At 73.6% G+C, this 24,915-nt stretch carries 17 protein-coding genes and 1 pseudogene; 6 read left to right on the forward strand and 12 right to left on the reverse strand.

The window, feature by feature from the left end; all coding sequences use genetic code 11:
• Positions 1-46 precede the first annotated feature (46 nt).
• Positions 47-1,570 (forward strand): chitinase, encoded by a 1,524-nt coding sequence (locus tag DBP14_RS05080; RefSeq protein WP_129305843.1) that lies wholly within the window; start codon positions 47-49, stop codon positions 1,568-1,570.
• Positions 1,571-1,689: 119 nt separating this feature from the next.
• On the opposite strand, the gene DBP14_RS05085 is transcribed toward DBP14_RS05080, so the two are convergent.
• The 5 genes from DBP14_RS05085 to DBP14_RS05105 form a co-directional block, all read right to left on the reverse strand.
• Positions 1,690-3,006 (reverse strand): ABC transporter substrate-binding protein, encoded by a 1,317-nt coding sequence (locus tag DBP14_RS05085; RefSeq protein ID WP_241740807.1) that lies wholly within the window; start codon positions 3,004-3,006, stop codon positions 1,690-1,692.
• Entirely contained in the window at positions 3,003-4,007 is a 1,005-nt protein-coding gene (locus DBP14_RS05090) for a hypothetical protein (protein WP_206739204.1), read from the reverse strand. Before DBP14_RS05090 ends, DBP14_RS05085 begins: the two co-directional genes overlap by 4 nt.
• The gene (locus tag DBP14_RS05095; protein WP_129305845.1) at positions 4,004-5,557 is read right to left on the reverse strand and encodes a VWA domain-containing protein; all 1,554 of its coding nucleotides are present in this window, start codon (positions 5,555-5,557) and stop codon (positions 4,004-4,006) included. The genes DBP14_RS05090 and DBP14_RS05095 overlap by 4 nt, the downstream gene beginning before the upstream one ends.
• Positions 5,558-5,629: 72 nt before the next feature.
• Complete coding sequence (locus DBP14_RS05100; protein ID WP_129305846.1) at positions 5,630-7,912, reverse strand: serine/threonine-protein kinase; 2,283 nt, start codon at positions 7,910-7,912, stop codon at positions 5,630-5,632.
• Between the two features lie 415 nt (positions 7,913-8,327).
• Complete coding sequence (locus tag DBP14_RS05105; RefSeq protein WP_241740808.1) at positions 8,328-9,977, reverse strand: trypsin-like peptidase domain-containing protein; 1,650 nt, start codon at positions 9,975-9,977, stop codon at positions 8,328-8,330.
• Positions 9,978-10,284: 307 nt separating this feature from the next.
• Here DBP14_RS05105 and helR point away from each other — a divergent pair, with 307 nt between their 5' ends.
• Positions 10,285-12,435: an RNA polymerase recycling motor ATPase HelR gene (gene helR / locus DBP14_RS05110; protein ID WP_129305848.1), complete on the forward strand. Its 2,151-nt coding sequence runs from the start codon at positions 10,285-10,287 to the stop codon at positions 12,433-12,435.
• Here helR and DBP14_RS05115 read toward each other — a convergent pair.
• Both DBP14_RS05115 and DBP14_RS05120 read right to left on the reverse strand, forming a co-directional pair.
• On the reverse strand, positions 12,422-12,904 hold the full coding sequence (locus DBP14_RS05115; RefSeq protein ID WP_129305849.1) for a TIGR03668 family PPOX class F420-dependent oxidoreductase: 483 nt from the start codon (positions 12,902-12,904) through the stop codon (positions 12,422-12,424). The two genes, helR and DBP14_RS05115, sit on opposite strands and share 14 nt — an antisense overlap.
• A gap of 2 nt (positions 12,905-12,906) precedes the next feature.
• A complete protein-coding gene (locus DBP14_RS05120) occupies positions 12,907-13,548 on the reverse strand; it encodes a phosphoribosyltransferase family protein (protein ID WP_129305850.1) in 642 nt (213 codons plus the stop codon).
• A gap of 232 nt (positions 13,549-13,780) precedes the next feature.
• On the opposite strand from DBP14_RS05120, the pseudogene DBP14_RS05125 reads away from it, so the two are divergent.
• Together DBP14_RS05125 and DBP14_RS05130 are read left to right on the forward strand one after the other, a co-directional pair.
• Positions 13,781-14,561 (forward strand): annotated as a pseudogene (locus DBP14_RS05125) (polysaccharide deacetylase family protein).
• Between the two features lie 143 nt (positions 14,562-14,704).
• A complete protein-coding gene (locus DBP14_RS05130) occupies positions 14,705-15,181 on the forward strand; it encodes an SRPBCC family protein (protein ID WP_206739423.1) in 477 nt (158 codons plus the stop codon).
• A 15-nt stretch (positions 15,182-15,196) separates the two neighbouring features.
• Here DBP14_RS05130 and DBP14_RS05135 read toward each other — a convergent pair whose 3' ends face one another.
• The 5 genes from DBP14_RS05135 to DBP14_RS05155 form a co-directional block, all read right to left on the reverse strand.
• Positions 15,197-16,348, reverse strand: a complete 1,152-nt coding sequence (locus DBP14_RS05135; protein ID WP_129305852.1) for an XdhC/CoxI family protein — start codon at positions 16,346-16,348, stop codon at positions 15,197-15,199.
• Between the two features lie 46 nt (positions 16,349-16,394).
• Complete coding sequence (locus tag DBP14_RS05140; RefSeq protein ID WP_129305853.1) at positions 16,395-17,852, reverse strand: NCS2 family permease; 1,458 nt, start codon at positions 17,850-17,852, stop codon at positions 16,395-16,397.
• A 206-nt stretch (positions 17,853-18,058) separates the two neighbouring features.
• A complete protein-coding gene (locus DBP14_RS05145) occupies positions 18,059-20,443 on the reverse strand; it encodes a molybdopterin cofactor-binding domain-containing protein (RefSeq protein ID WP_129305854.1) in 2,385 nt (794 codons plus the stop codon).
• Positions 20,444-20,445: 2 nt separating this feature from the next.
• The gene (locus DBP14_RS05150; protein WP_129305855.1) at positions 20,446-20,961 is read right to left on the reverse strand and encodes a (2Fe-2S)-binding protein; all 516 of its coding nucleotides are present in this window, start codon (positions 20,959-20,961) and stop codon (positions 20,446-20,448) included.
• Positions 20,961-21,866, reverse strand: a complete 906-nt coding sequence (locus DBP14_RS05155) for an FAD binding domain-containing protein (protein ID WP_129305856.1) — start codon at positions 21,864-21,866, stop codon at positions 20,961-20,963. The genes DBP14_RS05150 and DBP14_RS05155 overlap by 1 nt, the downstream gene beginning before the upstream one ends.
• Before the next feature lie 359 nt (positions 21,867-22,225).
• On the opposite strand from DBP14_RS05155, the gene DBP14_RS05160 reads away from it, so the two are divergent.
• Both DBP14_RS05160 and DBP14_RS05165 read left to right on the forward strand, forming a co-directional pair.
• The gene (locus DBP14_RS05160) at positions 22,226-23,899 is read left to right on the forward strand and encodes a PucR family transcriptional regulator ligand-binding domain-containing protein (RefSeq protein ID WP_129305857.1); all 1,674 of its coding nucleotides are present in this window, start codon (positions 22,226-22,228) and stop codon (positions 23,897-23,899) included.
• A 177-nt stretch (positions 23,900-24,076) separates the two neighbouring features.
• The gene (locus DBP14_RS05165; RefSeq protein ID WP_164992252.1) at positions 24,077-24,835 is read left to right on the forward strand and encodes a hypothetical protein; all 759 of its coding nucleotides are present in this window, start codon (positions 24,077-24,079) and stop codon (positions 24,833-24,835) included.
• Positions 24,836-24,915: the final 80 nt, after the last annotated feature.

Consider the following 24,915-nt stretch of genomic DNA (forward strand, 5'->3'; position numbering starts at 1 on the left):
TCCGATGCCGGGCACTTGGCCACCCCCACCTCACACCTGGACTGACATGAGACTCATGCGTTCCTTCCGTGCGACCCTCACCGCAGCCGCCACCGCGGCGGCCGCGGTGGGCCTCGCCGTCACGGGAACCGGCACCGCGCAGGCGGCGACGCCGCTGCCGAACCACGTCTTCGCCCCGTACTTCGAGGCCTGGACGGGCGAGAGCCCCGCCGCCCTGGCCGCGCAGTCCGGCGCCAAGCACCTGACGATGGCGTTCCTGCAGACCGCCTCCCAGGGCTCCTGCACGCCGTACTGGAACGGCGACACCGGTATGCCGGTCGCCTCCTCGACGTTCGGCTCCGACATCAGGACCATCCAGGGCAACGGCGGCGACGTCATCCCCTCGTTCGGCGGATACACGGCCGACACCACCGGCACCGAACTGGCCGACAGCTGCACCGACGTCTCGCAGATCGCCGCCGCCTACGAGAAGGTCATCACGACCTATGACATCTCGCGGCTCGACATGGACGTCGAGGTCGACTCGCTGAACAACACCGCCGGCATCGACCGCCGCAACAAGGCCATCAAGATGGTCGAGGACTGGGCGGCCGCCAACGGGCGCACGGTGCAGTTCTCGTACACCCTGCCGACCACCACCCACGGCCTCGGCGACACCGGCGAGGCGCTCCTGCGCAACGCGGTCAGCAACGGCACCCGGGTCGACGTCGTGAACCTCATGACGTTCGACTACTACGACAACCAGCCGCACGACATGGCGCAGGACACCGAGACCGCAGCCCAGGGCCTGGTCGACACGCTCGCCGGCCTGTACCCGGACAAGAGCACCGCGCAGCTGTGGAGCATGGTCGGCGTCACCGAGATGCCCGGCGTCGACGACTTCGGCAAGGCCGAGACCTTCAGCCTGGCCAACGCGAAGACGGTCTACGACTGGGCCGTCGCCAAGGGCATCAACACCCTGTCGTTCTGGGCCCTGCAGCGGGACAACGGCGGGTGCGCGGGCGGTGCCGCCGCCGACAACTGCTCCGGCATCGAGCAGAACACCTGGGACTTCAGCCACACCTTCGAGCCGTTCACCGGCGGGACCACCACCCCCGCCAACGACTTCTCGGTCGCGCTCAGCCCGTCCTCGGGCACGGTGACCGCCGGGAAGTCCGCCACCGCCACGGTGAAGACGGCCGTCACGTCGGGCAAGGCCCAGAGCGTGAAGCTCGGCGTCAGCGGGGCCCCGCAGGGTGTCACCGCCTCCCTCAGCCCCAGCTCGGTCACGGCGGGCGGCTCCTCCACGCTCACCCTCGCCACCACCTCGGCGACGCCCTCGGGCACCTACACGGTGACCGTCACCGGCGCGGGCGACTCCGGCAGCCACTCCGCGACCTACTCGCTGACCGTCACCGGCGGCACCGGCAACCAGTGCACGGCCGCCCCGTGGGACAAGAGCAAGATCTACACCGGTGGCCAGCAGGTCTCGCACAACGGCCACACCTGGAAGGCCAAGTGGTGGACGACAGGCGAGGAGCCCGGCACCACCGGTGAGTGGGGCGTCTGGCAGGACCTCGGCCCCTGCTGACCCCGCCTCCCACCGGCAACTCCCCAGAGGACCGAGGGCCCGGACGCCGCCACCTGACCACGGCGTCCGGGCCCTCGGGCTGTCGTGTCCGCCATGCCGCCGCCCGCGCCGGCCCCGGTTCAGGACCGGTCGCAGACCGACGGGACCCAGGTGAGGCCGTGGGCGCCGCGCAGGGCGTCCAGGCCGGTCAGCAGGTCGTCCAGCCGGCCGGGGTGGGCGAGGAACTCGATGGCGGCCTCCGCGAAGGCGTCGCGGACCGAGGGCGGCATGGCGTCGGAGGCGTCGAAGCAGTGCACGGCCCGGTCGTCGAGGAGGGTGGCCGCGAGCGAGCGGTGCCAGGCGGCGGAGGCGCCGTCGGCGCCGGAGTCGGGCCGGGCCCGGCTGTCGACCGTGAACCCGGACTCCCCGGCGCTCCAGTTCCGCTGGGCCTCGGTGGAGGCGAGGTAGCGAATCAGCTTCCGCGCCGCGGGTGTGCTGTGCAGCAGCGCGGCCAGGTCGCCGGACACCTCCCAGGTGTCGTGGGCGGTGGCACCGGGGATCAGCCGGCCCGAGGGCACGTACCGGCCGTCGGCGTCCTGCCACGCCGTCCGGTTGCGGATGAACGAGGCCTGGTGTTCCAGCGTGCACTGCTTGCGGGTGAGGAGCCCGGACGCGTTCTGGTACTCGGTGCGCAGCGCCCGCAGCACGAGGGCGCGTGGGCCGCCCGCGCCCACCATGTGCCCCCACGTGGTCCACGCCCGCTGGACCCGCGCGTCCCGCCAGGACAGCTTTCCCCGCGCCCACTGCTCGTACGTCCGCGGGCCGGACTGCTGGAGCAGGATGTCCTCGATCCAGTCGGTGCCGGGCCAGCCGCTGGTGGCGCCGGATCCCATGCCGAGGCACCACTGGTCCGGCCGGCCCGCGGCCTGCTTCAGCCGCTGCCCGCCGGTGCCCGCGGGGTACCAGACGATGCTCTTGAGGTCGGCCTTGAGCGGGAACCAGTACACGTGCCCGTTCAGCGGCGTGGCCCAGGACGCGCTGAACGCGTCGCCGGAGATCAGGTCCTCGACGGGCTGCAACTGCTTCTGCCCCGCGTAGGCGGCGAGTTCGCCGGGTCCGGTGAGCACGGCCACGTCGGGCGGCGTGCCCGACTCCACGTCGGCGCTGAGCACCTGGCTCTCGGCGGAGCTGCCCTGGTAGTCGACGTGGATGTGGTACTTCCGCTCGAAGGGGTCGATCACCGTCCGCCGGAAGATCTGTTCGTCGCCGCCGGTCCAGTTGGCCAGCAGGGTGACGGTCGGCTCCTGGCCGAGGGCCCGTACGGCGACGACGACGGCCGCGACCAGCACGGCCAGGCAGCTCGCCAGCACGACGGCGGTGCGGGTGAGCCGGCGCGGCGGGCGGCGGCGGGCACCGGGGGCGGCGGCCGTGCCGGGGCCGCTGTCCGGGGCGCTCACCGGGACCTGAACCGGTAGTCGTCGAGGTGCCGGCGCAGTCCCGTCTCGGCGAGCGCCATGAGCAGGGCACCTCCTATCACGATCCATACGGCGGCCGCGGCCCGGAAGCCAGTGCCGGACAGGTACGCCGCGGTGCTGCGGGCGGCGTCGGTGATGGCCGGGCCGGCCGGCGACCGGTCGAGCAGGGCGCGGGTGTCCGCCATGCCCTGGTGGGTGCGCACGGTGAACAGCACCAGGGTGACGGACCCACCCGCCAACAGGGCCCCGGCGGCGATCAGTTGGCGGTTGTAGCGGCGCCGGAAGCGGTGACGCAGGAAGAGCTGGGTCTCCAGCAGGGCCGCGCCGAGGGCGAGGACGAGCAGCGCGGTCACGCTCCAGCCGAGCCACAGGGCCCAGCCGAATGAGGTCTGGCGGTGCACCACGGCCCGCTGGTCCGCGCGCAGCGCGTCGAGGCGGGCCACTATGCCGGTGCCGTCGGCCCGCAGGACGCTGTTGGCGTAGCTCAGGTAGGCCGCGCGCAGCACGCTGCCGCTCGGCTCCTGCTGGGCCTTGAGGACGTAGCCGGTGTAGACGGTGATCAGTCCGGTCACGGTCCATACCGCCTGCCGGCCCGCCGCGTCGCCGACGTCGTCCGCCGCCGCGGCGGCCAGGCTCTGCGCGGCGACGGCGATCTGCCGCTGGAACTCGCTGGTGGACGGTGTCTCCGCGGTGGCGGCCTGCCGTGCCTCGCCGAGGGCGTACAGGGCGGTGTCGATGGAGAACACGGCGGGCGCGCTGGAGCCGCGCAGCGGCGCGGCGTCGCCGTGGACGCCCTCGTAGGAGGCGAAGAGGGCGAGGGTGAGCAGGGCCGACAGGGCAAGGAGCAGGCGGTGGCGGACGGTGAGGTCGTGGGCGGTCGTGCTGGCTCCGTCGGCGGGGCGCGGTCCGGCGCCGAGGAACCGGCCCAGCAGCCGGGGCAGGCCGGCCGGGCCGGCGTCCGTGGCCGTACCCGCCGTGCTCATGCGCTCTCCTTCAGCCGCAGGCCGCAGTCGCCGCCGCAGTACACGGAGTCCGCCGGGCCGAGCCAGTGGCAGTGCGGGCACTCGATCAGCTCGTCGGGTTCGGCGGGCACGGGGGCGTCGGTCCCGGGGGGTTCGGGCGGGCCCTCGGCGGGTGGCCGCGGTGGGGTGGTCAGGGCGCTGGAGAGGATGAGGTGCTGCCAGTCGACGTCCTTGAGGCCGTCCCGGATCCGGCCGGTGCCCGGTTCGGCCTCGATGCGCCGGAGGGCGTCGAGGAGCTGGGCGTCGCGGAGGTCGGCGGCGAGCGTCAGGGCCCGGGCCAGCGCGCGGTCCGCCTCGGCCCGGCCGTCGGTGCCGCGCAGCCACGCCCGGTAGGCCTGGGCGACGGCCGCGCTCGACCGCTGGTACAGCTCGTGGCGGTGGACGCCGGGGTGCCGGCGGGAGGCGTCGCGCGGGTCGTCGGTCCAGTGGACCAGGATGGGCCGTGGCGCGGGGAGCCGTACCGGGCGCCCGAAGTCGGGTACGGTCACGTCCACGGCGGCCAGTTGCAGATCGGTGCCGATGTCGCGGCCTGCCGGGTCGGCGGACAGCACGACCTGGAAGTGCCGGACCTCCTCGCCCCAGGCGCGGGTGACGTACTCGACCCCGGAGCCGGCGAACTCGTCCGCGGTGGGCAGGAGTTCCTGCTCGCCGGGCACCACCTGCTTGACCTGGCGGATCACCGTGCCGGGCATCGGGGTGAGCCGGATGCGCAGCTCGGGTACGGCCGTACCGATCATGCCGGTCACCAACTCCTCGTAAGCGGCGGCGAGTTGCGACTCGTCGCGGACGGCTCCGGCGTGGCCGTGCAGCCGCCGGGTGATGCGCAGCAGCAGGTCGGCGTCCCAGTCGTCGCCGATGCCCCAGGCGTCGCAGACGAACCGGCCCTCGCAGGCGTCAAGGGCGGTGTCGAGCCGGATGGCGGCCCGGTGGTCGTGCTCGTTGCGGCCGTCGGTGAGCAGCAGGACGTGTTTGACGGGGGCGGGCTGGTCCTTCAGCAGCCGCCGCGCCTGGTCGAGCCAGGTGCCCATCGCGGTGCCGCCGTCCGCGTCCAGGATCCGTACGGCGTACTCGGCGGCGGCGCGCTCCGCCGGACCGGCGACGGCCATCGGCTCGTGGCCGGCGCCGGGGCCGGGGTGGACCACGGTGGCGTCGAACCGGCCGGAGAGGACGGCGAAGGCGGTTCCCTCGGGCAGCAGCCGGAGCGCGGCGACGGTGGCGTCCTTGGCGGCGTGCAGTTTGGCGGCCGGGTGCAGCATGGAGCGGGAGGTGTCGACGATCAGCACCTCGGCGAGGGCGGGGCCCGGGGCCGGCCGCGGGGCGGGGTCCGCGGGGTCGGCAGGGCCGAGGGGGTCCGCCTCGCCGGCCCCGCTCGTGACGCCGATCTCCAGGATGGCGTGCATCTCCCGGTCGCCCGGGTGCCCGCGCCCTCCGCCGGCCGGCGCGGCGGGCAGCTTCTTGTTCTGGCCGACCGCGAGCGTCACGGCCACGTCCCCGGCGCTGCCGCTCGTCATGGCGTCCCCTTCCCACGGTCTGTCGTGGCTGTCCTGGTGGTTCGGTCGTCGGTGGATGGTGCTGCTGGGTGGTCAGAAGGTCGTCATCGGGCGGACGGCGTGGGCGAGGTCGAGCAGCCGGCCGTGCTCGGCGGCGGTGCGGGCCTGCGCGGCGAGTTGCCGGAAGGACAGTTCCACCAGCGTGCGCAGGGTGTCCGCGCGGCCGTCGCCGAGCAGGTCACCGGCCGGGAAGCCGTCCTCCCCGTCCTGGTCCGGCATGCTGTGCAGGGCGTTCTCCCGGACCTCGGCGACGAGCCGGGCCCGTGACTCGCCGTCGGCCGCGCCGCCGTCCAGGCGCAGTTCGGGCAGCCGCCGGGCCGCGTCCCGCAGGCCGGCCGCGGTGGGCGGGACGCCGTCGAGGATGCCGGCGCGCACCCGGACGGCGGCGACGCGCGCGGCGTCGTAGTGCCGGGAGGTGGACGGGACGTCGTCCAGGACGCGTACGGCCGCGTCCCGGTCGCCCCGGGCCAGGTGGCCGCGGACCAGTCCGAAGGCGGCGGCGGTGTGCGCGAAGTCCCGTTTCCAGACGGCCTCGTAGTACGTCATCGCGTCGGCCGGGCGGCCGCCGAAGCCGTGTTCGGCGCAGTGGCCGAGGGCGAGTTTGGGCACGTACTCGCCGGGCAGCGCCCGGTACACGGCCTCGAAGCCGCCGCCCGCGAGCGCCACCTCCCCCTTGGCGAGGTGGAGTACGGCGCGGTGCCAGGCGATGCGCCAGTCGTGGGCGGCGGCCTCCTCGCCGAGCTGGGTCCCGGCCTCGGTGAGCCAGCTCTCGGCCGCGGCCCGCTCGCCCTTGCGCAGATAGGCGCGGCACAGCCAGAGCGCGGTCTCGGGTGTGCCGAGCCGGGATTCGCGGGGCCATCGTTCGGCGATCCGGTCGGGCGCGTCGGGTGTGAAGGTGTCGAGCAGCAGGGCGGCGCCGTCGTCGGGGTCGGGAACCGGCTGCGGGAGGACGGCGGCGACCTCGGCGGGCGGGGGCGGGGAGATGTCCAGCCCGGCGGGACCGGTGCCGTGGCGGTCGGTCCAGTGGCCGAGGGCGGGGATGGCGCCGAGCCCCGCGTCAAGGCCGGCGTCGGTGGCGCGGAACCGGGTCGAGCTCTCGGGCAGCTGCTCGCCGAACTGCAGGGAGCGGAACTCACGGAGTACCTCCCAGAGTTGGCGGGACATCTCGGCGGCCGACCGGAACCGGGCGGCGGGGGTGGCGTGGGTGGCGCGGTCGACGAGCCGGCGGAAGGACTCGGTGGCGAGGCCGCGGGCCGGTTCCGCGCGCCGGGCCAGGGCGGCGAGGGTCATGCCGACGGTGTACAGGTCACTGTCGAGGTGCCAGCCGCGGCGGTCGATCTCCTCCTTGGGCGGGGCGAAGCCGGCGGTGTACACGTAGGCGGAGGTGCGGTCGCCGATGGCGCGGACCGCGCCGAGGTCGATGATCTTGATGGCTCGGCCGAAGTGGATGACGTTGGCGGGTTTCATGTCGCAGTAGAGCAGCCCGCGTTCGTGCATGTACTGGAGGGCGCCGAGGATCTTGCAGCCGTAGGTGAGGATGTGGTCGTGGCGCAGGCGGCCCGCGAAGCCGCGGTCGGTGTCGTCGGCGTCGACGAGCTGCTGCAGGGAGCGGCCGCCGATGTGGTCCATCACCAGGTAGCCGGTGGGCGGCTGGCCGGGGAGCCGGTGTTCGGCGTAGGTGATGATGCGGACGATGTCGGGGTGGTGCAGGTCGGTCAGCGAGCGGCGTTCCTCGACGGCGTTGCGGCGGGCCAGGGTGTCGTGGACGTTGATCAGGCCCTTGAGGACGACGCGGTAGCCGTCGGCGCGGGTGTCCTCGGCGAGGTGGATCCAGCCGAGGCCGCCGCGGGCGAGGCAGCCGAGGATCTTGTAGTGGCCGGCGACGAGGTCGCCCTTGTGGAGCTGGGGCAGGAAGGAGTAGGGGGTGCCGCAGCGGGGGCAGTGGCCGGTGGCGGGGGCGGGGCGGCCGCCGTAGCCGACGCCGATGGTCATGGTGCAGCCGGCTGCTCCGCACCGGGCGCCTCCGGCGGGTGGGCGGGGGTCCTCGACGAGGGCTAGGGCGCCGGAGCCGGTGTCGGGGACGTCGGGCAGCTCTACGAGGCCGTGCTGGTCGAGATCGCCGGTGCCGGCCACGGCGTGGGTGGGCGTCGGCCCGGAGGTGTCCTCCTCCCGGAGGGGGTGGGGGGTGCTTGGTTGGGTCTGCGGTTCTGTGCGCTCCGTGCCCGGGGCTGGGTGGGGGGCTCCGTGTCCGCAGGTGTCGCAGTAGCCGGTGGCCATGATGTGCCCGGCACAGCCGGGGCGGTGACATGTGGTCATCCGGCAGGTCCCTTTCGCCGGGGGCGGGTGGGGGGTGGGGTGGGTGCGTCGGCCGGGTGCGGGTGGTGTGTGGCTTGTCGCGCAGTTCCCCGCGCCCCTAAGTGGGTGCAGTCACGTTGGCTAGGAGGTGCCGGGCCGCCGGGGTGGTGACATGCGGTCATCCGGGGTGCGCCTTTCGCCGGGGGTGGGGGGTGGGGTGGGTGCGGGTGGTGTGTGGCTTGTCGCGCAGTTCCCCGCGCCCCTGGGTAGGTGTAGTTACGTCGGCTGCGAGGCACCAGCCCGCTTGTCGCGCCCGCGCGGTGGAGCCGCATATCGGCGCAGCCCCGCGCCCCTGGGTGGGTGCAGTCACGTCGGCCGCGAGGTGCCGGGGCGACGGGCGCGCTCGTGTGGTGGGGGCGCTTGTTCGCGCGGCCCGTCATGTGGGGTCCTCGCGGGGTGGGGGCGGGGTGGTGCAGTAGGTGAGGAAGTGGGTGGTGGCTGTTTCTGATCGGTCCAGGTCGCAGGGGGTTTGGTGGAGGTGGGCCAGGGCTTGTTCGTAGAGGCGGTAGGCCTTCATCGTGCGGTCGGTGTCGGCGGCGTTGCGCTCGCGGAAGAGGGGCCAGGTGGCGGTGACGCGGCCGAGGAGTTCCTCGCGGCGGCGCAGGCGGGTGTCGAGGAGGGTGATCGCCTGCTCCAGGCGTTGCCTGCGGCGCTCGGCCGCGTCCTCGAAGGTGAACAGGAGGTCGGCGCGGAGGGGTTCGCGGTCCCGGTCGGGGGCGTGGGCCAGCCAGGCGCTCAGCATGCGGGTGCGGCGTACAGCGGTCTCGGCCTCGGTCAGTAGGTGATGGGTGCCGGAGCCGGGGAGGATGCGGTCCCGGCGTTCTTCGAAGGTGGGGCCCAACTCCTCGTTGATGCATGCCAGTTCCTCGCTCAGCCGGGTCCAGCGGTCGCGCAGTGGGCGGTGTACGAGGGCTTCCGCGGCCTGTTCGAAGCGGTCGTGCCGGTGCCGGAACACCAGCAGCAGCCGGGCGCCCTGCTGGGTGAGCCGGTCCAGCAGACCGAGCAGCGCGTCGGGTTCGGCGGCCTCGTCGACGCCGGCGAGGACCGCGGCGAGCGGGACGCGCAGCGTGCCGAGCCGTTCGGGGAGGGGGTCCGGGCGGATGCCGAGGCGTTCGGCGATGCGGTCGGTGACCTGGGCGGCCGTCATGCCCCGTACGTCCAGGGCGAGATCGTGGCCGCCGGCCGGCGGGACCGTCTCGGGCGGGTCGTGGTCGAAGGCGCTGGTGTTGCGCTCGGTGCGCAGTTCGCGGTCGGCGAGGGTGATCGCCCGTTTCAGCGTCCAGGCGCGGGGGCCGCGGGCGGGCACGACGGTGACCAGCACGGGCCAGCCCTCGCCGCGGAACCAGGAGGCCAGCTCGGTGGCGAACCCCACGTCGAGTTCGCCGCCGGCGCCCCTGGTGCCGGTGCGCAGCGTCCGGTCGACGGCTTCGGCGCCGTACGTCCAGGCGGAGACCTGGGGCAGATGGCGCAGGATGGTCTCGGTGGGGCTCATGTAGGTGAACGCCGTCGGCCTGCCCTCATCGACGCTGAGGACGATGCCGATCACGCGGTCGGTGGAGTGGTCGACGACGCCGGCGCCGCTGAAGCCGGGGCTGGCGAGTTCGCCCTCGGTGCGGGGGCGCAACTGGACCTGGCTGTCCCGGCCGCGGCCGCCGACCAGGGTGGCGTCGTGCCAGCGCCCCACGTCGTCCCCGACGGGGAAGCCGTACATGCTGACCGGGCCGTGCGGGGTGGCGCGCCGGTACAGCCAGGTGGTGTGCTCGGCGGGCAGCGGCTCGTCCAGGCGGAGCAGGGCGAGGTCGCCGCTGCGGTCACCGAAGGGGTCCTCGCGCTGCGGGACGTGCTCCTGCGGCAGGACGTGCGCGGGCACGGAGGGGGCGTCCGGGACTCCGGCGAAGTGGACGACGTAGGGCCGTCCGGGGGCGACCAGGTGGGCGGCGGTGAGCACGCGGTCGGGCGCGAGCAGCACCCCCGCGCCGATCACCCCGTCGTCGCGTGTCTCGATGCGCGCGATCCAACTGGGCATCCTCAAAAGCGATGTGACGGCTCGCTCCCCCGTGCGCGTCATGTCACCCGAGGTTACTCCGCGTGCCTCTCCCGTACCACCGGTGTGCACGGGACGGGCGGGGAACGTCGAGGGGGAAGGGGGCGGCGGTCGTCCGCCGGGGGTGAGGGTGAGGGAGGAGAGCCGGGCGGCACGCCCACTCCTCGCCACTTACAACCTATAGCGCACCGGGGGGCTTGCGGCAAGGCCCCCCTGGTGCCGCACAATCGCAGGCCGACGCCGAATCCAGGGGAATTGGGAGCTTTACGACGTGTGTGCATTGTTGTCTGTGGAGGGACCGTCGTCCGCAGGCGCGTTCGACCTTCCCGACCGTCTCTCGCACAAGGCAGACCCGGCGCTGATCGCCGCCGACGAGGCGCACTTCGCGGCGATCGCGGCGAGCCTCGATGAGTCGGTCGCCGAGCTGGAGGACCGGCTGGCGGCCGAGCTGCGGGCGCCGGGCGGTGTGGGCCGGCAGGCCATGGACCGGGACGCGGAGATCCACCGGCTGACCGCGCGGCTGCGCGCCCTGCGCCGCTTCGGCCTGGACCTGTGCCTCGGGCACATGGCGGGCGCGGACGACGGCGAGCGCGTGTACGTCGGCCGGCTCGGGCTCACCGACAGCGCGGGGCGCCGGCTGCTGGTGGACTGGCGTTCCCCGGCGGCCGAGCCGTTCTTCGCGGCGACCCACGCCCACCCGATGGGGCTGGCGAGCCGCCGCCGCTACCGCTGGACCGGCGGCCGGATCAGCGACTACTGGGACGAGGTGTTCACCGCCGACGGGCTGCGGAGCGGCGCCGCGCTCGACGACCAGTCCGCGTTCATCGCCAGTCTGGGCGGCCACCGCTCGGAGCGGATGCGGGACGTGCTGGCCACCATCCAGGCCGACCAGGACGCCGTCATCCGGGCGGGCTCCCGCGGTGCCCTCGTCGTCGACGGCGGTCCGGGGACGGGCAAGACGGTCGTCGCGCTGCACCGCTCGGCCTACCTGCTGTACTCCGACCCGCGTCTCGGGCAGCGCCGGGGCGGTGTGCTGTTCGTCGGCCCGCACCAGCCGTACCTGGCCTATGTCGCCGACGTGCTGCCGAGCCTCGGCGAGGAGGGGGTGCGCACCTGCACCCTGCGCGACCTGGTGACCGAGGGGGCCGCGGCGGTGGCCGAGAGCGACCCGGAGGTGGCCCGGCTGAAGTCGTCCGCGGACATGGTGCGGGCGGTCGAGACGGCCGTACGGTTCTACGAGGCGCCGCCCACCGAGGGCATGACGGTCACCACCCCCTGGGGCGAGGTGCGGCTGACCGCGCGGGACTGGGCGGAGGCGTTCGAGGCGGCCGCGGGGACGCCGCACAACGAGGGGCGCGAGCGGATCCTGTCGGCCCTGGCCGAGATCCTGCGGGACAAGCACGGCGGCGAGGTCCCGCCCGAGGAGTTCCACCGGGCGCTGCTGCGCGACCAGGAACTGACCGGCACCCTGAACGGTGCCTGGCCGCTGCTCGAAGCGGCCGACCTGGTGGGCGACCTGTGGTCGGTGCCCGCCTACCTCCGGCTCTGTGCCCCCTGGCTGACCCCGGACGAGGTACGGCGGCTGCGGCGCGCGGAGGGCGGGGCGTGGACGGTGTCCGACCTGCCGCTGCTGGACGCGGCCCGGCAGCGGCTCGGCGATCCGCGGGCGGCGGAGCGTGACCGCCGCCGGCGGGCGACCGCCGCCGCGGAACGCGAGCGGATGGCGGGTGTCATCGACAACGTGCTGGCGGCCGACGACGACGGCGAGGGCGCGGTGACGATGCTGCGCGGGCGGGACCTGCGGGACCGGCTGGTCGACGAGGACGCCCTGCCCGGCGCCGAACCCGATCCGCTGGCCGGTCCGTTCGCGCACATCGTGGTGGACGAGACGCAGGAACTGACCGACGCGGAGTGGCAGATGCTGTTGCTGCGCTGTCCGTCCCGGAGTCTCACGGTCGTCGGGGACCGCGCGCAGGCACGGCACGGGTTCACCGAGTCGTGGCGGGAGCGGCTGGAGCGGATCGGGCTCGACCGGATCGAGGTGGCCTCGCTGGGCATCAACTACCGGACGCCGAGGGAGGTCATGGCGGAGGCCGAGCCGGTGATCCGGGCCGTGCTGCCGGACGCCAACGTGCCGGCGTCCGTGCGCGACGCCGGGGAGCCGGTCGTCCACGGGCGGGTCGCGGACCTGGAGCCGGTCCTCGACGCCTGGCTCGCGGAGCACGCCGAGGGGGTGGCGTGCGTGATCGGCGCTCCCGCGTTCCGGCCGTCGTCGCCCCGAGTCCGGTCGCTGACACCGCAGTTGTCGAAGGGACTGGAGTTCGACCTGGTCGTCCTGGTGGAGCCGGAGGCGTTCGGCACGGGTGTCGAGGGCGCCGTCGACCGGTATGTGGCGATGACGCGGTCGACCCGCCGGCTCGTCGTGCTCACGGACCGCTGAGGTCCCGGGCGCCCGGCTCTCCGGTGCGCGCCTGCCAACCGCTCCAGCGGCGGACGGCGACGGTGATCACCGGCCCGGCCGGCGGACGGTCCCGGTACTGCGGGTACTTCTCGCGCAGCAGCGCCACGGCGGCGTCGTACGCCTGCCGTTCGGCCGGATCGGTGGTGCCGGGCGCGAGGATCCGGGCGTCGCCGTCGGCCCGGGACCACCACAACTGGTCCCAGTCCTCGTCGTAGGCGTCGGCGAGGAGGCAGACCTCCGGGTGGGCGGCGATGTGGGCCAGCCGTCTCAGGCGCGGGGTGCTCTTGGGCTTGTGGTCGACGGCGGTCACCAGGCGGTCCGGGCCGCTCGCGGCGGCGAAGGTGACGGGCACCTGATGGGGCCGGCCCGCCGGGTCGACCGTGGCCAGCCGGGCGACGCGGGACGCGGTGAACCTGCGCCGCGCCTCGTCCTCGGTGAGCCGGGGCATCCTCAGCGCCCGTCCAGCGCGGCGAGCACGTCGGCGTCCGACAGTTGCCCGAAGTCGTCGTACCACTGGCCGACGGCGGCGAAGCCGGGCGGGCGGCACGGGCAGACGACGGTGTCGGCCTCGGCGGCGAGCCGTTCGAGCGAGTCGGGGGCGCCGACCGGGACGGCCAGCAGGAGGCGGGCGGGCGCCCGGCGGCGAACGTGGCGGAGGGCGGCGCGGGCGGTGGCGCCGGTGGCCAGACCGTCGTCGACCACGACGACCGTACGGCCGCCCAGTTCGGGCGGCGGGCGCTCGCCCCTGTACCGGCGCTCCCGGCGGCGCAGTTCGCACCGTTCACGCTCCACGAGCGGTGCGAGCGCTTCCCTTGTCAGGCCGAGGCGGTCCAGGGTGTCCTGGTCGAAGAGGGGCGGATCGTCGCCGACGAGCGCGCCGACCGCGAACTCCTGGTGCCGCGGGGCGCCGATCTTGCGTACGACGAGCACGTCGAGCGGCGCGTCGAGGGCGCGGGCGACGGGCGCGGCGACGGTGATGCCGCCGCGGGGCAGAGCCAGGACGACCGGGTCGTGCAGTTCGCCTTGCTCGCCGAGGTCCGTGAGCAGGCCGGCGAGTTCCCGCCCGGCCGCGGCACGGTCCCGGAAGCGCATGGTCCATGTCCTCTCCGCCGGGTCGGTCCCTCCCCGCACCTCCATGGTGCTACGGCGGCGGTGCCGGGCGCGCGGCCGGCCTCCGGTATCCGAGCGCAGCATTCGAACGTGTGGACTATACACTCAGCGTATAGTCCCCGCACGCCTCTTTCGACCGAGAAGATCCCGGCCCGGCCGCGCGCGCCCCACTGTTCGCACGGGAAGATGCGTGCACCGAGCAGAAGGTTGCGGCCTGTCCGCACTCGCGTCCGCCGCCCTCTGCCTGGCGCTGTCCCTCTCCGGCTGCGCCAAGGTCGACACGACCGCGCCGAGCAGCGCAGGGGCCGAGGCGGCACCGGGGGCGCCGGCCCACTTCGGGACCGTCGACTGCAGCAAGGTGAACGGAGCGAAGCCGGAGTGAATGGGGGTGCCCCCTCTGGGGGAGCATCGCGCTCACCTTCGACGCGGGGCCCAGCGAGAACTCGGCGCGGCTGCTCGACATCCTCAAGGAGAAGAAGGTCCCGGCCACCTTCTTCCTGCTCGGCAAGCGGCACATCGAGAAGTACCCGGAGCTGGTCAAGCGGATGGCGGCCGAGGGGCACGAGGTCGCGAGCCACACCTGGGACCACCAGATCCTCACGCGGATATCGGACCACGAGATACGCGCGGAGCTGAAGCGGCCCGACGACGCGATCGAGCGGCTCACCGGGCACAAGCCGACGCTGATGCGGCCGCCGCAGGGGCGCACGGACGAGAACGTCACCCGGATCTGCAAGGAGATGGGGCTCGCGCAGGTGCTGTGGAGTGTGACGGCGAAGGACTACACGACGACCGACTCCGCGCTGATCACCAAGCGGGTGCTGGCGCAGGCGGACCGGGACGGGATCATTCTGCCGCACGACATCTACCAGGGGACCGTGCCTGCCGTGCCCGGGATCATCGATGCACTGAAGGCTCGGGGGTTCGTGTTCGTGACGGTGCCTCAGTTGCTGGCGCCGGGGAAGCCTGTGCCTGGGAAGATTTACCGGCCCTGAACAGTTGGCCTGTGGCCTTGACCGTCGTTCGGCCGCGGGTGCGTTGTGGCTTGTCGCGCCCACGCGGCGGAGCCGCATATCGACACGGCCCCGCGCCCCTCGGGGGGTGCAGGCGCCGCGTGCTTCATCGGCGTCCCGGGTTCATGTGCTGGCTGCGGCGATTGCCTACGATCATCTCCGTGCCCAGCATCTTCTTTCGACGTACCGTGCCGCTCCCCCTCGACGAGGCGTGGCGGCGGCTGACCGTGTGGCCTCGGCATGGGGAGGTCGTGCCGTTGACGAGGGTTCGGGTGATGACGCCTGGGCCCACCCGGGTGGGGACCCGGTTCGTGGCGCGGTCGGGGGTCGGGCCGCTCGGGTTCGACGACGTGATGGAGGTGACCGTCTGGGAGCCGCCGGGGGACGGGGTGGCGGGGCGTTGCCGGCTGGAGAAGCGGGGCCGGGTGGTGCTGGGCTGGGCCGAGATCGAGGTGCACCCGGGGCCGGGCGGCCGTACCCGGGTGGTGTGGCGCGAGGAGGTGCGGCTGCGCTTCCTGCCCGGCGCCTTCGACGGCGTCGTGGCGGGTGTCGGCCGGGTGGTGTTCGGGCGCGCGGCGAACCGGCTCCTCAGGCGGGCATGAGGAAGTGACGGGACGTCAAGCCGCCGGTTCGATGCGGGGCGTCGGGGCTTCCGGTGTGTCGTGGTGGATCGGGGTGTGGGCGCCGGTCAGGGTGCGGCCGGTGCCGCCTCGGCGGGCGGCGACGATCTCCGCCGCGATCGACAGGGCCGTCTCCTCCGGGGTGCGCGCGCCGAGGTCGAGGCCGATCGGGGAGCGCAGGCGGGCGAGTTCGAGTTCGGTGACGCCGGCTGCGCGGAGCCGCTCGTTGCGCTCCAGGTGGGTGCGGCGGGAGCCCATCGCGCCGACGTAGGCCACCGGGAGGCGCAGGGCCAGGCGGAGGAGCGGTACGTCGAACCTGGTGTCGTGGGTGAGGACGCACAGGACGGTACGGGCGTCGGTGGGCGTGCGTTGCAGGTAGATGTGGGGCCACTCGGCGACGACCTCGTCGGCTTCCGGGAAGCGGGCCTTCGTGGCGAACACGGGCCGGGCGTCGCACACGGTGACGTGGTGGTTCAGGAGCTTTCCGACGCGGACCAGCGCGGCGGCGAAGTCGACGGCGCCGAAGACGATCATCCGGGGCGGGGGGACCGAGGACTCCACGAGGACGGTCAGCGGGGCGCCGCAGCGGGAGCCCTGCGTGCCGGTCTCCAGGGTGCCGGTGCGGCCGGCCTCCAGGAAGGCGGCGGCCTCGGCGGCGACCGTGCGGTCCAGTTCGGGGTGGGCACCGAAGCCGCCGTGATGGGCGCCGTCGGGATGGACGAGGAGGGCGCGGCCGAGCAGTTCGGCCGGGCCGGACACGATCCGCGCGACCGCCGCCGCCTCCCCACGGGCGGCGGCGGCCAGCGCGGCCGCGAGCACCGGCCGGGCGGGACCGTCCGCCCGGACCGGTGTGACGAGGATGTCGATGACGCCGCCGCATGTCAGGCCGACGGCGAACGCGTCCTCGTCGCTGTACCCGAAGCGCTCCAGGACGGTCCGGCCGTCCAGGAGCGCCTGCCGGCACAGCTCGTACACGGCGCCCTCCACGCACCCGCCGGAGACCGAGCCGACGGCCGTGCCGCCGGAGTCCACCGCGAGGGCGGCGCCGGGCCGGCGCGGGGCGCTGCCCCGGACGGCCACCACGGTGGCGACGGCGAAGTCACGGCCCTGCTCGACCCACCGGTTCAGCTCGTCGGCGATGTCCAGCATCTGTCGGTCCCCTTCAGGAGCGGGTGGGAGGGTGCGGGTCGGCCGGCTAGTGGACGCCGAGCCAGCCCTCGATGGGGTGGAGCGCGAAGTAGACCAGGAAGATGGCCGTCAGCCCCCACATGAAGGCGCCGATCTCGCGGGCCTTGCCCTGGCCGATCTTGATGACGGCGTAGGAGATGACGCCCGCGGCGACACCGGCGGTGATGCTGTAGGTGAAGGGCATCACGACGACGGTCAGGAAGACCGGGATCGCGGTGGCGCGGTCGGCCCAGTCCACGTGCCGGGCGTTCATCAGCATCATCGAGCCGATGACCACCAGGGCGGCCGAGGCGACCTCCTGCGGGACGATCGCGGTGACCGGAGTGAAGAACAGGCAGGCCGCGAAGAACAGGCCGGTGACCACCGAGGCGAGGCCCGTGCGGGCGCCCTCACCGACACCGGTCGCCGACTCGATGAAGACCGTCTGGCCGGAGCCGCCCGCCACGCCGCCGATCGCACCGCCGGCTCCGTCGATGAACAGCGCCTTGGACAGGCCCGGCATCCGGCCCTTGTCGTCGGCCAGATTGGCCTCGGTGCCGACACCGATGATGGTGGCCATGGCGTCGAAGAACCCGGCGAGCACCAGGGTGAAGACGATCATGCCGACGGTCATCACGCCGACCTTGCCCCAGCCGCCGAACTCGACGTGCCCGAAGAGCGAGAAGTCGGGCATCGAGACCGCGCTGCCGTGGAGTTCGGGGGCGCCGCTGGCCCACTGCTTGGGGTCGATGACGCCGACGGCGTTGAGGACGGCGGCCACGACGGTGCCCGTGACGATGCCGATCAGGATGGCGCCAGGGGTGTTCCGGGCCTGGAGCAGGAAGATCAGCAGCAGGGTGCCGGCGAAGAGGAGGACCGGCCAGCCGGCGAGTTCGCCGACGGGACCGAGGGTGAGCGGGGTGGCCTTGCCCTGGTGCACGAAGCCGGACTTGTAGAAGCCGATGAGGGCGATGAACAGGCCGATGCCCATGGTGATGGCGTGCTTGAGCGCGAGCGGGATCGCATTCATGATCATCTCGCGCAGGCCGGTGACGACCAGCAGCATGATGACCACGCCGTAGATCACACACATGCCCATGGCCTGCGGCCAGGTCATCTCGGGTGCGACCTGCGAGGAGAGGACGCCGGACACGGACAGGCCGGCGGCGAGCGCGAGCGGCACCTTGCCGACGAAGCCCATCACCAGCGTGGTGAAGGCCGCGGCGAACGCGGTCGCGGTGATCAGGGCCTTCTGGCCCATGGTGTCGCCGGCGGCGTCCTTGCCGGACAGGATCAGCGGGTTGAGCAGGAGGATGTAGGCCATCGCCATGAAGGTGGTGATGCCGCCGCGCACCTCACGCGCGACGGTCGAGCCTCTGCCGGATATGTGGAAGTACCGGTCGAGCCAGGATCGCCCTGCCGGGACGCGTGAGCCGGTGCCCGCGTCTTCGGCAGGGGTCCTCGGCTCCACAGACTGCTGGGTCATGGTGCCAACTCCCAAGGTTCAAAGGGGCCCCCGTGCAACCGCCTTGTTCGGCCACGGGATTTGGGAATGGACGACCCGGGGGACGGCCCGAGACGAACGTGATTCCTGGTACTTCAAGGACCGCGAGCGGAGCGGAACTCAAAGGTTCCTCCGGGCGGCGCGGCGGAGTGTGTGACGTTCCCTGCGCCGCCCGGAGAGCTGGGGTGTTACGCGGTCCCCGTCAGGTGCTCGGGCCGCACCGGTGTGCGGCTCAGCTCCAGCCCGGTCGCGTTCCGGATCGCCGCGAGGACGGCCGGGGTGGACGACAGGGTCGGGGCCTCTCCGACGCCGCGCAGCCCGTAGGGGGCGTGCTCGTCGGCGAGTTCGAGGACGTCGACCGGGATGGTCGGCGTGTCGAGGATGGTCGGGATCAGGTAGTCCGTGAACGACGGGTTCCTGACCTTCGCGGTCTTCGGGTCGACGATGATCTCCTCCATCACCGCCACCCCCAGGCCCTGGGTGGTGCCACCCTGGATCTGGCCGAGGACGGACAGCGGGTTGAGCGCCTTGCCGACGTCCTGGGCGCAGGCCAGTTCGATGACCTTGACCAGGCCGAGTTCGGTGTCGACCTCGACGACGGCGCGGTGCGCGGCGAAGGAGTACTGGACGTGGCCGTTGCCCTGGCCGGTGCGCAGGTCGAAGGGCTCGGTCGGCCGGTGCCGCCACTCCGCCTCGATCTCCACGCATCCGTCCTCCAGCACGTCGGCCAGGTCGGCCAGCACCTCACCGCCGTCGGTGACCACCTTGCCGCCCTCCAGCAGGAGTTCGGCGGTGGCCCAGGCGGGGTGGTGGCTGCCGAACTTGCGCCGGCCGATCTCCAGGACCTTGTCGCGGACCAGTTCACAGGCGTTGCGCACGGCGCCGCCGGTGACGTAGGTCTGCCGGGAGGCCGAGGTGGAGCCGGCGCTGCCGACCCGGGTGTCGGCGGGCTGGATGGTCACCTGGGTGACGCCGAGTTCGGTGCGGGCGATCTGGGCGTGCACGGTGACACCGCCCTGGCCGACCTCCGCCATCGCCGTGTGCACGGTCGCGACCGGCACACCGCCGGCGACCTCCATGCGCACCCGGGCGGTGGAGTAGTCGTCGAAGCCCTCGGAGAAGCCGACGTTCTTGATGCCGACCGCGTAGCCGACACCGCGTACGACGCCCTCGCCGTGCGTGGTGTTGGACAGGCCGCCGGGCAGCTGCCGTACGTCGGCGCCCTCGCTGGACTCCCACTGGCGCTCCGGCGGCATGGGCATCGCCTTGACCCGGCGCAGCAGTTCGGCGACCGGGGCCGGGGAGTCGACGGGCTGGCCCGTCGGCATGACGGTGCCCTGTTCCATGGCGTTCAGCTGCCGGAACTCCACCGGGTCCAGGCCGAGTTCGGCGGCGACCTTGTCCATCTGCGCCTCGTAGGCGAAGCACGCCTGGACCGCGCCGAAGCCGCGCATGGCGCCGCAGGGCGGGTTGTTGGTGTAGAGGGCGTACGCCTCGATGTCGACGTCGTCGACGGCGTACGGCCCGACGGAGAGGGAGGCGGCGTTGCCGACGACCGCCGGGGAGGCGGAGGCGTAGGCGCCGCCGTCCAGCACGATCCGGCACTTCACGTGGGTGAGCCGGCCGTCCCGGGTGGCTCCGTGCTCGTAGCGGAGCCTGGCCGGGTGGCGGTGGACGTGGCCGAAGAAGGACTCGAACCGGTTGTAGACGATCTTGACCGGTTTGCCGGTGCGCAGGGCGAGCAGGCAGGCGTGGATCTGCATCGACAGGTCCTCGCGGCCGCCGAACGCGCCGCCGACGCCGGACAGCGTCATGCGCACCTTGTCCTCGGGCAGGCCCAGGACGGGCGCCATCTGGCGCAGGTCGGAGTGGAGCCACTGGGTGGCGATGTAGAGGTGGACGCCGCCGTCCTCCTCCGGTACGGCGAGTCCGGACTCGGGGCCGAGGAAGGCCTGGTCCTGCATGCCGAAGGTGTACTCGCCGCGGACGATCACGTCGGCCCGCCCGGCGGCCCGCGCCGCGTCGCCGCGGACGATCGGCTGGCGGTGCACGATGTTGGGGTGCGGGACGTGGGCCATGTGGTGGTCGGTGCGGTGCTCGTGGACGAGGACCGCGCCGGGGCCGGTGGCCGAGGCCTCGTCGGTGACGACCGGGAGCTCGCGGTACTCGACCCTGATCTTGGCGGCGGCGCGGCGGGCCGTCTCCGGGTGGTCGGCGGCGACGAGCGCGACCGGCTCTCCGTGGTGGCGCACCTTGCCGTGGGCGAGGACCGGGGTGTCCTGGATCTCCAGGCCGTAATGGCGGACCTCGGTGGGCAGGTCGTCGTACGTCATGACGGCGTACACGCCGGGGGTGGCCAGGGCCTCGCCGGTGTCGATGGACACGATCTCGGCGTGGGCGACGGTGGAGCGCAGGATCTGGCCCCACAGCATGTCCTCGTGCCACATGTCGGACGAGTACGCGAACTCGCCGGTGACCTTCAGGGTGCCGTCGGGGCGCAGCGTGGACTCGCCGATGCCGCCCTTCGTGCCGGAGCCTTGGGTGATCTTCGTCGGTGCGCCGATCGCGGGCATGCTCACGCCCCCTCGGACTGGCGGGCGGCCGCGAGGCGGACCGCGTCCATGATCTTCTCGTAGCCCGTGCAGCGGCACAGGTTCCCCGACAGCGCCTCGCGGATGTCGGCGTCGGTGGGGTTCGGGTTGCGCTCCAGCAGTTCGTCGGAGGCGACCAGCAGACCGGGGGTGCAGAAGCCGCACTGGACGGCGCCCGCGTCGATGAACGCCTGCTGCACCGGGGAGAGTTCCGTGTCCTCGCCGGTGCGCCCGGCGGTTCCGGAGCGCTGTGCGGCGTACTCCGCGAGGCCCTCCACGGTGACGACCTCGCGGCCCTCGGCCTGGCCGGCCGCGACCAGGCAGGAGCAGACCGGCACGCCGTCCAGGCGGACCGTGCAGGAGCCGCACTCGCCCTGTTCGCAGGCGTTCTTGGAGCCGGGCAGGCCGAGGCGCTCGCGCAGCACGTACAGCAGGGACTCGCCCTCCCAGACGTCGTCGGCCTGCTGCGGGCGTCCGTTGACGGTGAGGTTGACGCGCATTACGCGGCACCTCCCTTCTGCTGACGGGCGGTGCCTCGTGCGCCGCGGTACGACTCCCAGGTCCAGGTGAGCGTCCGGCGGGCCATCACGCCGACCGCGTGGCGGCGGTAGCTCGCGGTGCCCCGGACGTCGTCGATGGGGTTGCAGGCGCCGGCGCACAGGTCCGCGAACCGCTTGGCGACCGACGGGGTGATGATCCGGCCGTTGTCCCAGAAGCCGCCCTCGTCCAGGGCCGCGGTCAGGAACTCCTCGGCGGCCTTCGCCCGCACGGGGGTGGGGGCGGCGGAGCCGATGCCGGTGCGGACGGTACGGGTCTCGGGGTGCAGGGCGAGGCCGAAGGCGCACACGGCGATGACCATCGCGTTGCGGGTGCCGACCTTCGAGAACTGCTGCGGGCCGTCCGCCTTCCGGATGTGCACGGCGCGGATCAGCTCGTCGGGCTGGAGCGCGTTGCGCTTCACCCCGGTGTAGAACGAGTCGATGGGGATCAGGCGGGTGCCGCGCGCGGCCGACTCGGCCTCGACCTCGGCGCCGGCCGCCAGCAGCGCCGGGTGGGCGTCGCCGGCCGGGGAGGCGGTGCCGAGGTTGCCGCCGACGCCGCCGCGGTTGCGGATCTGCGGGGAGGCGACGGTGTGCGAGGCCAGCGCGAGGCCGGGCAGCTCGGTCCGCAGCTCCTCCATGATCCGGGTGTACGGGACGGAGGCGCCCAGCCGCACGGTGTCCGGGCCGGTCTCCCACTCGGTGAGGTCGCCGACGCGGTTCAGGTCGAGGAGGTACTCGGGCCGGCGGTGGTCGAAGTTGATCTCGACCATCACATCGGTCCCACCCGCAATCGGCACAGCGGTGGGGTGCTCGGCCTTAGCGGCGAGCGCCTCCTCCCAGCTGGCGGGGCGCAGGAAGTCCATGACCGGCTCTCTTCTTCGGCTCGTGCGTCGTACAGCTCGTCAGTCGTACAGATCGAGCCAATCCGTCGGTGACGGTCGCGGCTCGTTCATGTGCTGTTCACGCGGCGTGGACTCAGTACACCGTCCGCTGCTCCGACCGGGTCAGTCACGGAAACCATGAAGGAGTTGGCTGGCCACGGCGATCGTCTTGTAGATTCGTATGAACGGAGGTCGTCGGCTGCCCCTCCGGTTCCCCGAGGAAACACGGGAAACACCCCCGGCGGCCTCGCAGGACGGCCCACGCGCCCCGCGCGCCGGACCCCTCCGGTCCGTCCCCAGGATCCATCGTAGGTTTCGAGACAAAGAACGGCGGCGACGAGATGCGGCTGCGCGCACTGCTGGACACGGACGCGCTGGGCCTGAAGCTGCTCGGCGGCGAGGACGAGCTGGACCGCTCCGTACGCGGGGTGATGACCACCGACCTGCGCGACCCGAGCCGCTACCTCTCCGGCGGCGAGCTGGTGCTGACCGGCCTGGCCTGGCGCCGGGACGCCGGTGACTCGGAGGCGTTCGTACGGATCCTGGTGCAGGCCGGGGTGGCGGCGCTGGCGGCCGGCGAGGCCGAGCTGGGCGATGTGCCGGAGGACCTGCTGCTGGCCTGTGCGCGGCACCGGCTGCCGCTGTTCGCGGTGCACGAGTCGGTGGCGTTCGCGACGATCACCGAGCACGTCGTACGGCAGGTGTCCGGCGAGCGGGCCGGCGACCTGGCCGCCGTGGTGGACCGGCACCGGCGGATGATGACCTCGGGGCCCGCGGGCGGCGGCCCGGACGTGGTCCTGGACCTGCTCGGCACCGACCTGGACCTGCGGGCCTGGGTGCTCTCCCCCACCGGCCGGCTGATCGCCGGCTCCGAGGAGTCGGGTCCGGCGCTGCCCGTGGAGACGTGTGCCAAGCTCGCCGCCGAGCACCTCGCCGCCGCCCGCACCGGCCGGCGCGGACCGCACCGGGTGCTGCGGGGCGGCTCGACGTACTCCCTGTTCCCGGTCCGCTCCTCGGGCCGCTCCCCGCAGGCGGCCCGGGACGTGCGCGAGACGGTCCTGTCGGACTGGGTGCTGGCCGTGGAGGCGGACGCGGGCGACTGGCCGGCGGAGCGCCTGGACCTGCTGCAGGGCGTCACCCAGCTGATCGCCGTCGAGCGGGACCGCCGGGACGCGGCGCGCACGGTGCGGCGCCGGCTCGCCCAGGAGGTGCTGGAGCTGGTGCAGACCGGCGCGGCGCCCGCCGAGATCGCCGCGCGCCTGAGGGTGGCCGCGCCGGTGCTGCTGCCCGGGCTCGGCGCGGCCCCGCACTGGCAGGTCGTCGTCGCCCGCGTGGAGTGGGACGGCGGCGAGGTCGAGGGCGGCCCGGTCGCGCAGTCGCTGCTGGAGGAGATCCTCGTCGACCCGGTCGCGACCGGCCCCGAGCCCTCGGACCGGATCGCCGTCGCCCACACCGGCGACGAGGCGATCGCCCTCGTCCCGCTGCCCGCGGTCACCACCGAGCACGACGGCTCCGAGTCCGGTCTGCTCGCCGACACGCTGCTGCGGACGGTGCGCGACCCGCTGTCCGCCGGCCTGGACGGCGACGGGCGGCTCACGCTCGGCGTCAGCGCGGCCGTGCACTCGGCGGAGGGGCTGCGCGGAGCCCTGGAGGAGGCCCGGCACGCCCGCCGGGTGGCGGCGGCCCGCCCCGGCCGGGTGTGCGCCGCCGGACACCAGGAGCTGGCCTCGCACGTCCTGCTGCTGCCCTTCGTCCCCGACGACGTCCGCCGGGCCTTCACCGCCCGCCTCCTCGACCCGCTGCGGGACTACGACCGCCGGCACCGGGCGGAGCTGATTCCCACCCTGGAGGCGTTCCTCGACTGCGACGGCTCCTGGACTCGCTGCGCCACCCGGCTCCACCTGCACGTCAACACGCTGCGCTACCGGGTCGGGCGGATCGAGCAGTTGACGGGACGGGACCTGTCGCGGCTGGAGGACAAGCTCGACTTCTTCCTCGCGCTGCGCATGAGCTGAGGTCGCGGGGCCGGCGGGCGACGGGCCGGGGTGGCCGGCCGGCGCCCGTTCCGGTCCACGACATTGTGAAAACTTTCACCCACCCCCTTGGCCCGGCCCGCTGATCGGTGCTGGAATGCGGCCACCACTCAACAGCTCGATGGCGTGCTCGGGGAGGGCAACGTGGCGCATACCGCCATGTCTGGTAACGGAACGACCGCCGGTGACGATCCTCTCCAGACCGCGGTGTGGCGGCTGCGCTCGCGGGCCTGCTGGGCCGACGCGGCGGCGCTGCTGCCGCGCGACACCCCCGCGGCGGCGCTGCAGCGGGCCGCACTGCTGGTGGAGCGGTGCCTGTACACCGAGCGGGGCTGGGAGGACGCGGAGGACGCGCTGCGTACGGCGGAGGCGCTGGCCCACGACGACGAGGAGCGGGGGGCGGCGGCCTGCGAACGCGGGCAGCTCGCGTACGCCTCGACGGTGCACGGGGTACGGGACCGGGCCGACGAGGCGCGGGCCGCGCTCGGGCGGGCGGCCGCGCTGATCCCGCCGGGGGCGGTGGGGCGGGCGCTGCTGGACTTCCGGCGGGGGCTGCTGGCGGAGAACCTGACGCGGTCGCCGCAGGCCGCTCGCGCGGCGTACCGGCGGGCGCACGCGGGCGCCGCCACGCAGGCGGATCCGCTGCTGCTGTCGTTCACGTGGCGCCACCTGGCCGGACTGGCCCTGCGGGAGGGGGAGTTGGCGGAGGCGCGGCACGGGTTCGCGGAGTCGCTGCGGATCCGGGAGGAGCTGGGGTATCTGGTCGGTACGGCGCCTGCGCTGGCGTCCCTCGCGGAGACCGAGTCGGACCCCGAGGCGTCCCGCCTCCGCGAGGAGGCTCGCCGCCTGTTCCGACTCCTCGGGGGCGTCCCCACGTGGCTCGCTCGCCAGCTGGCTCCGCCGGCTGCGACGGCTTAGGGGGTTGCCTGCGGCGCGCGCTCGGGTGCGGGCACGTGGTGGCCTGTCGCGCAGTTCCCCGCGCCCCTGGGGGCTGCCCC

The sequence above is a fragment of the Streptomyces sp. L2 genome (genome assembly GCF_004124325.1).
Taxonomy (GTDB): Bacteria; Actinomycetota; Actinomycetes; order Streptomycetales; family Streptomycetaceae; genus Streptomyces.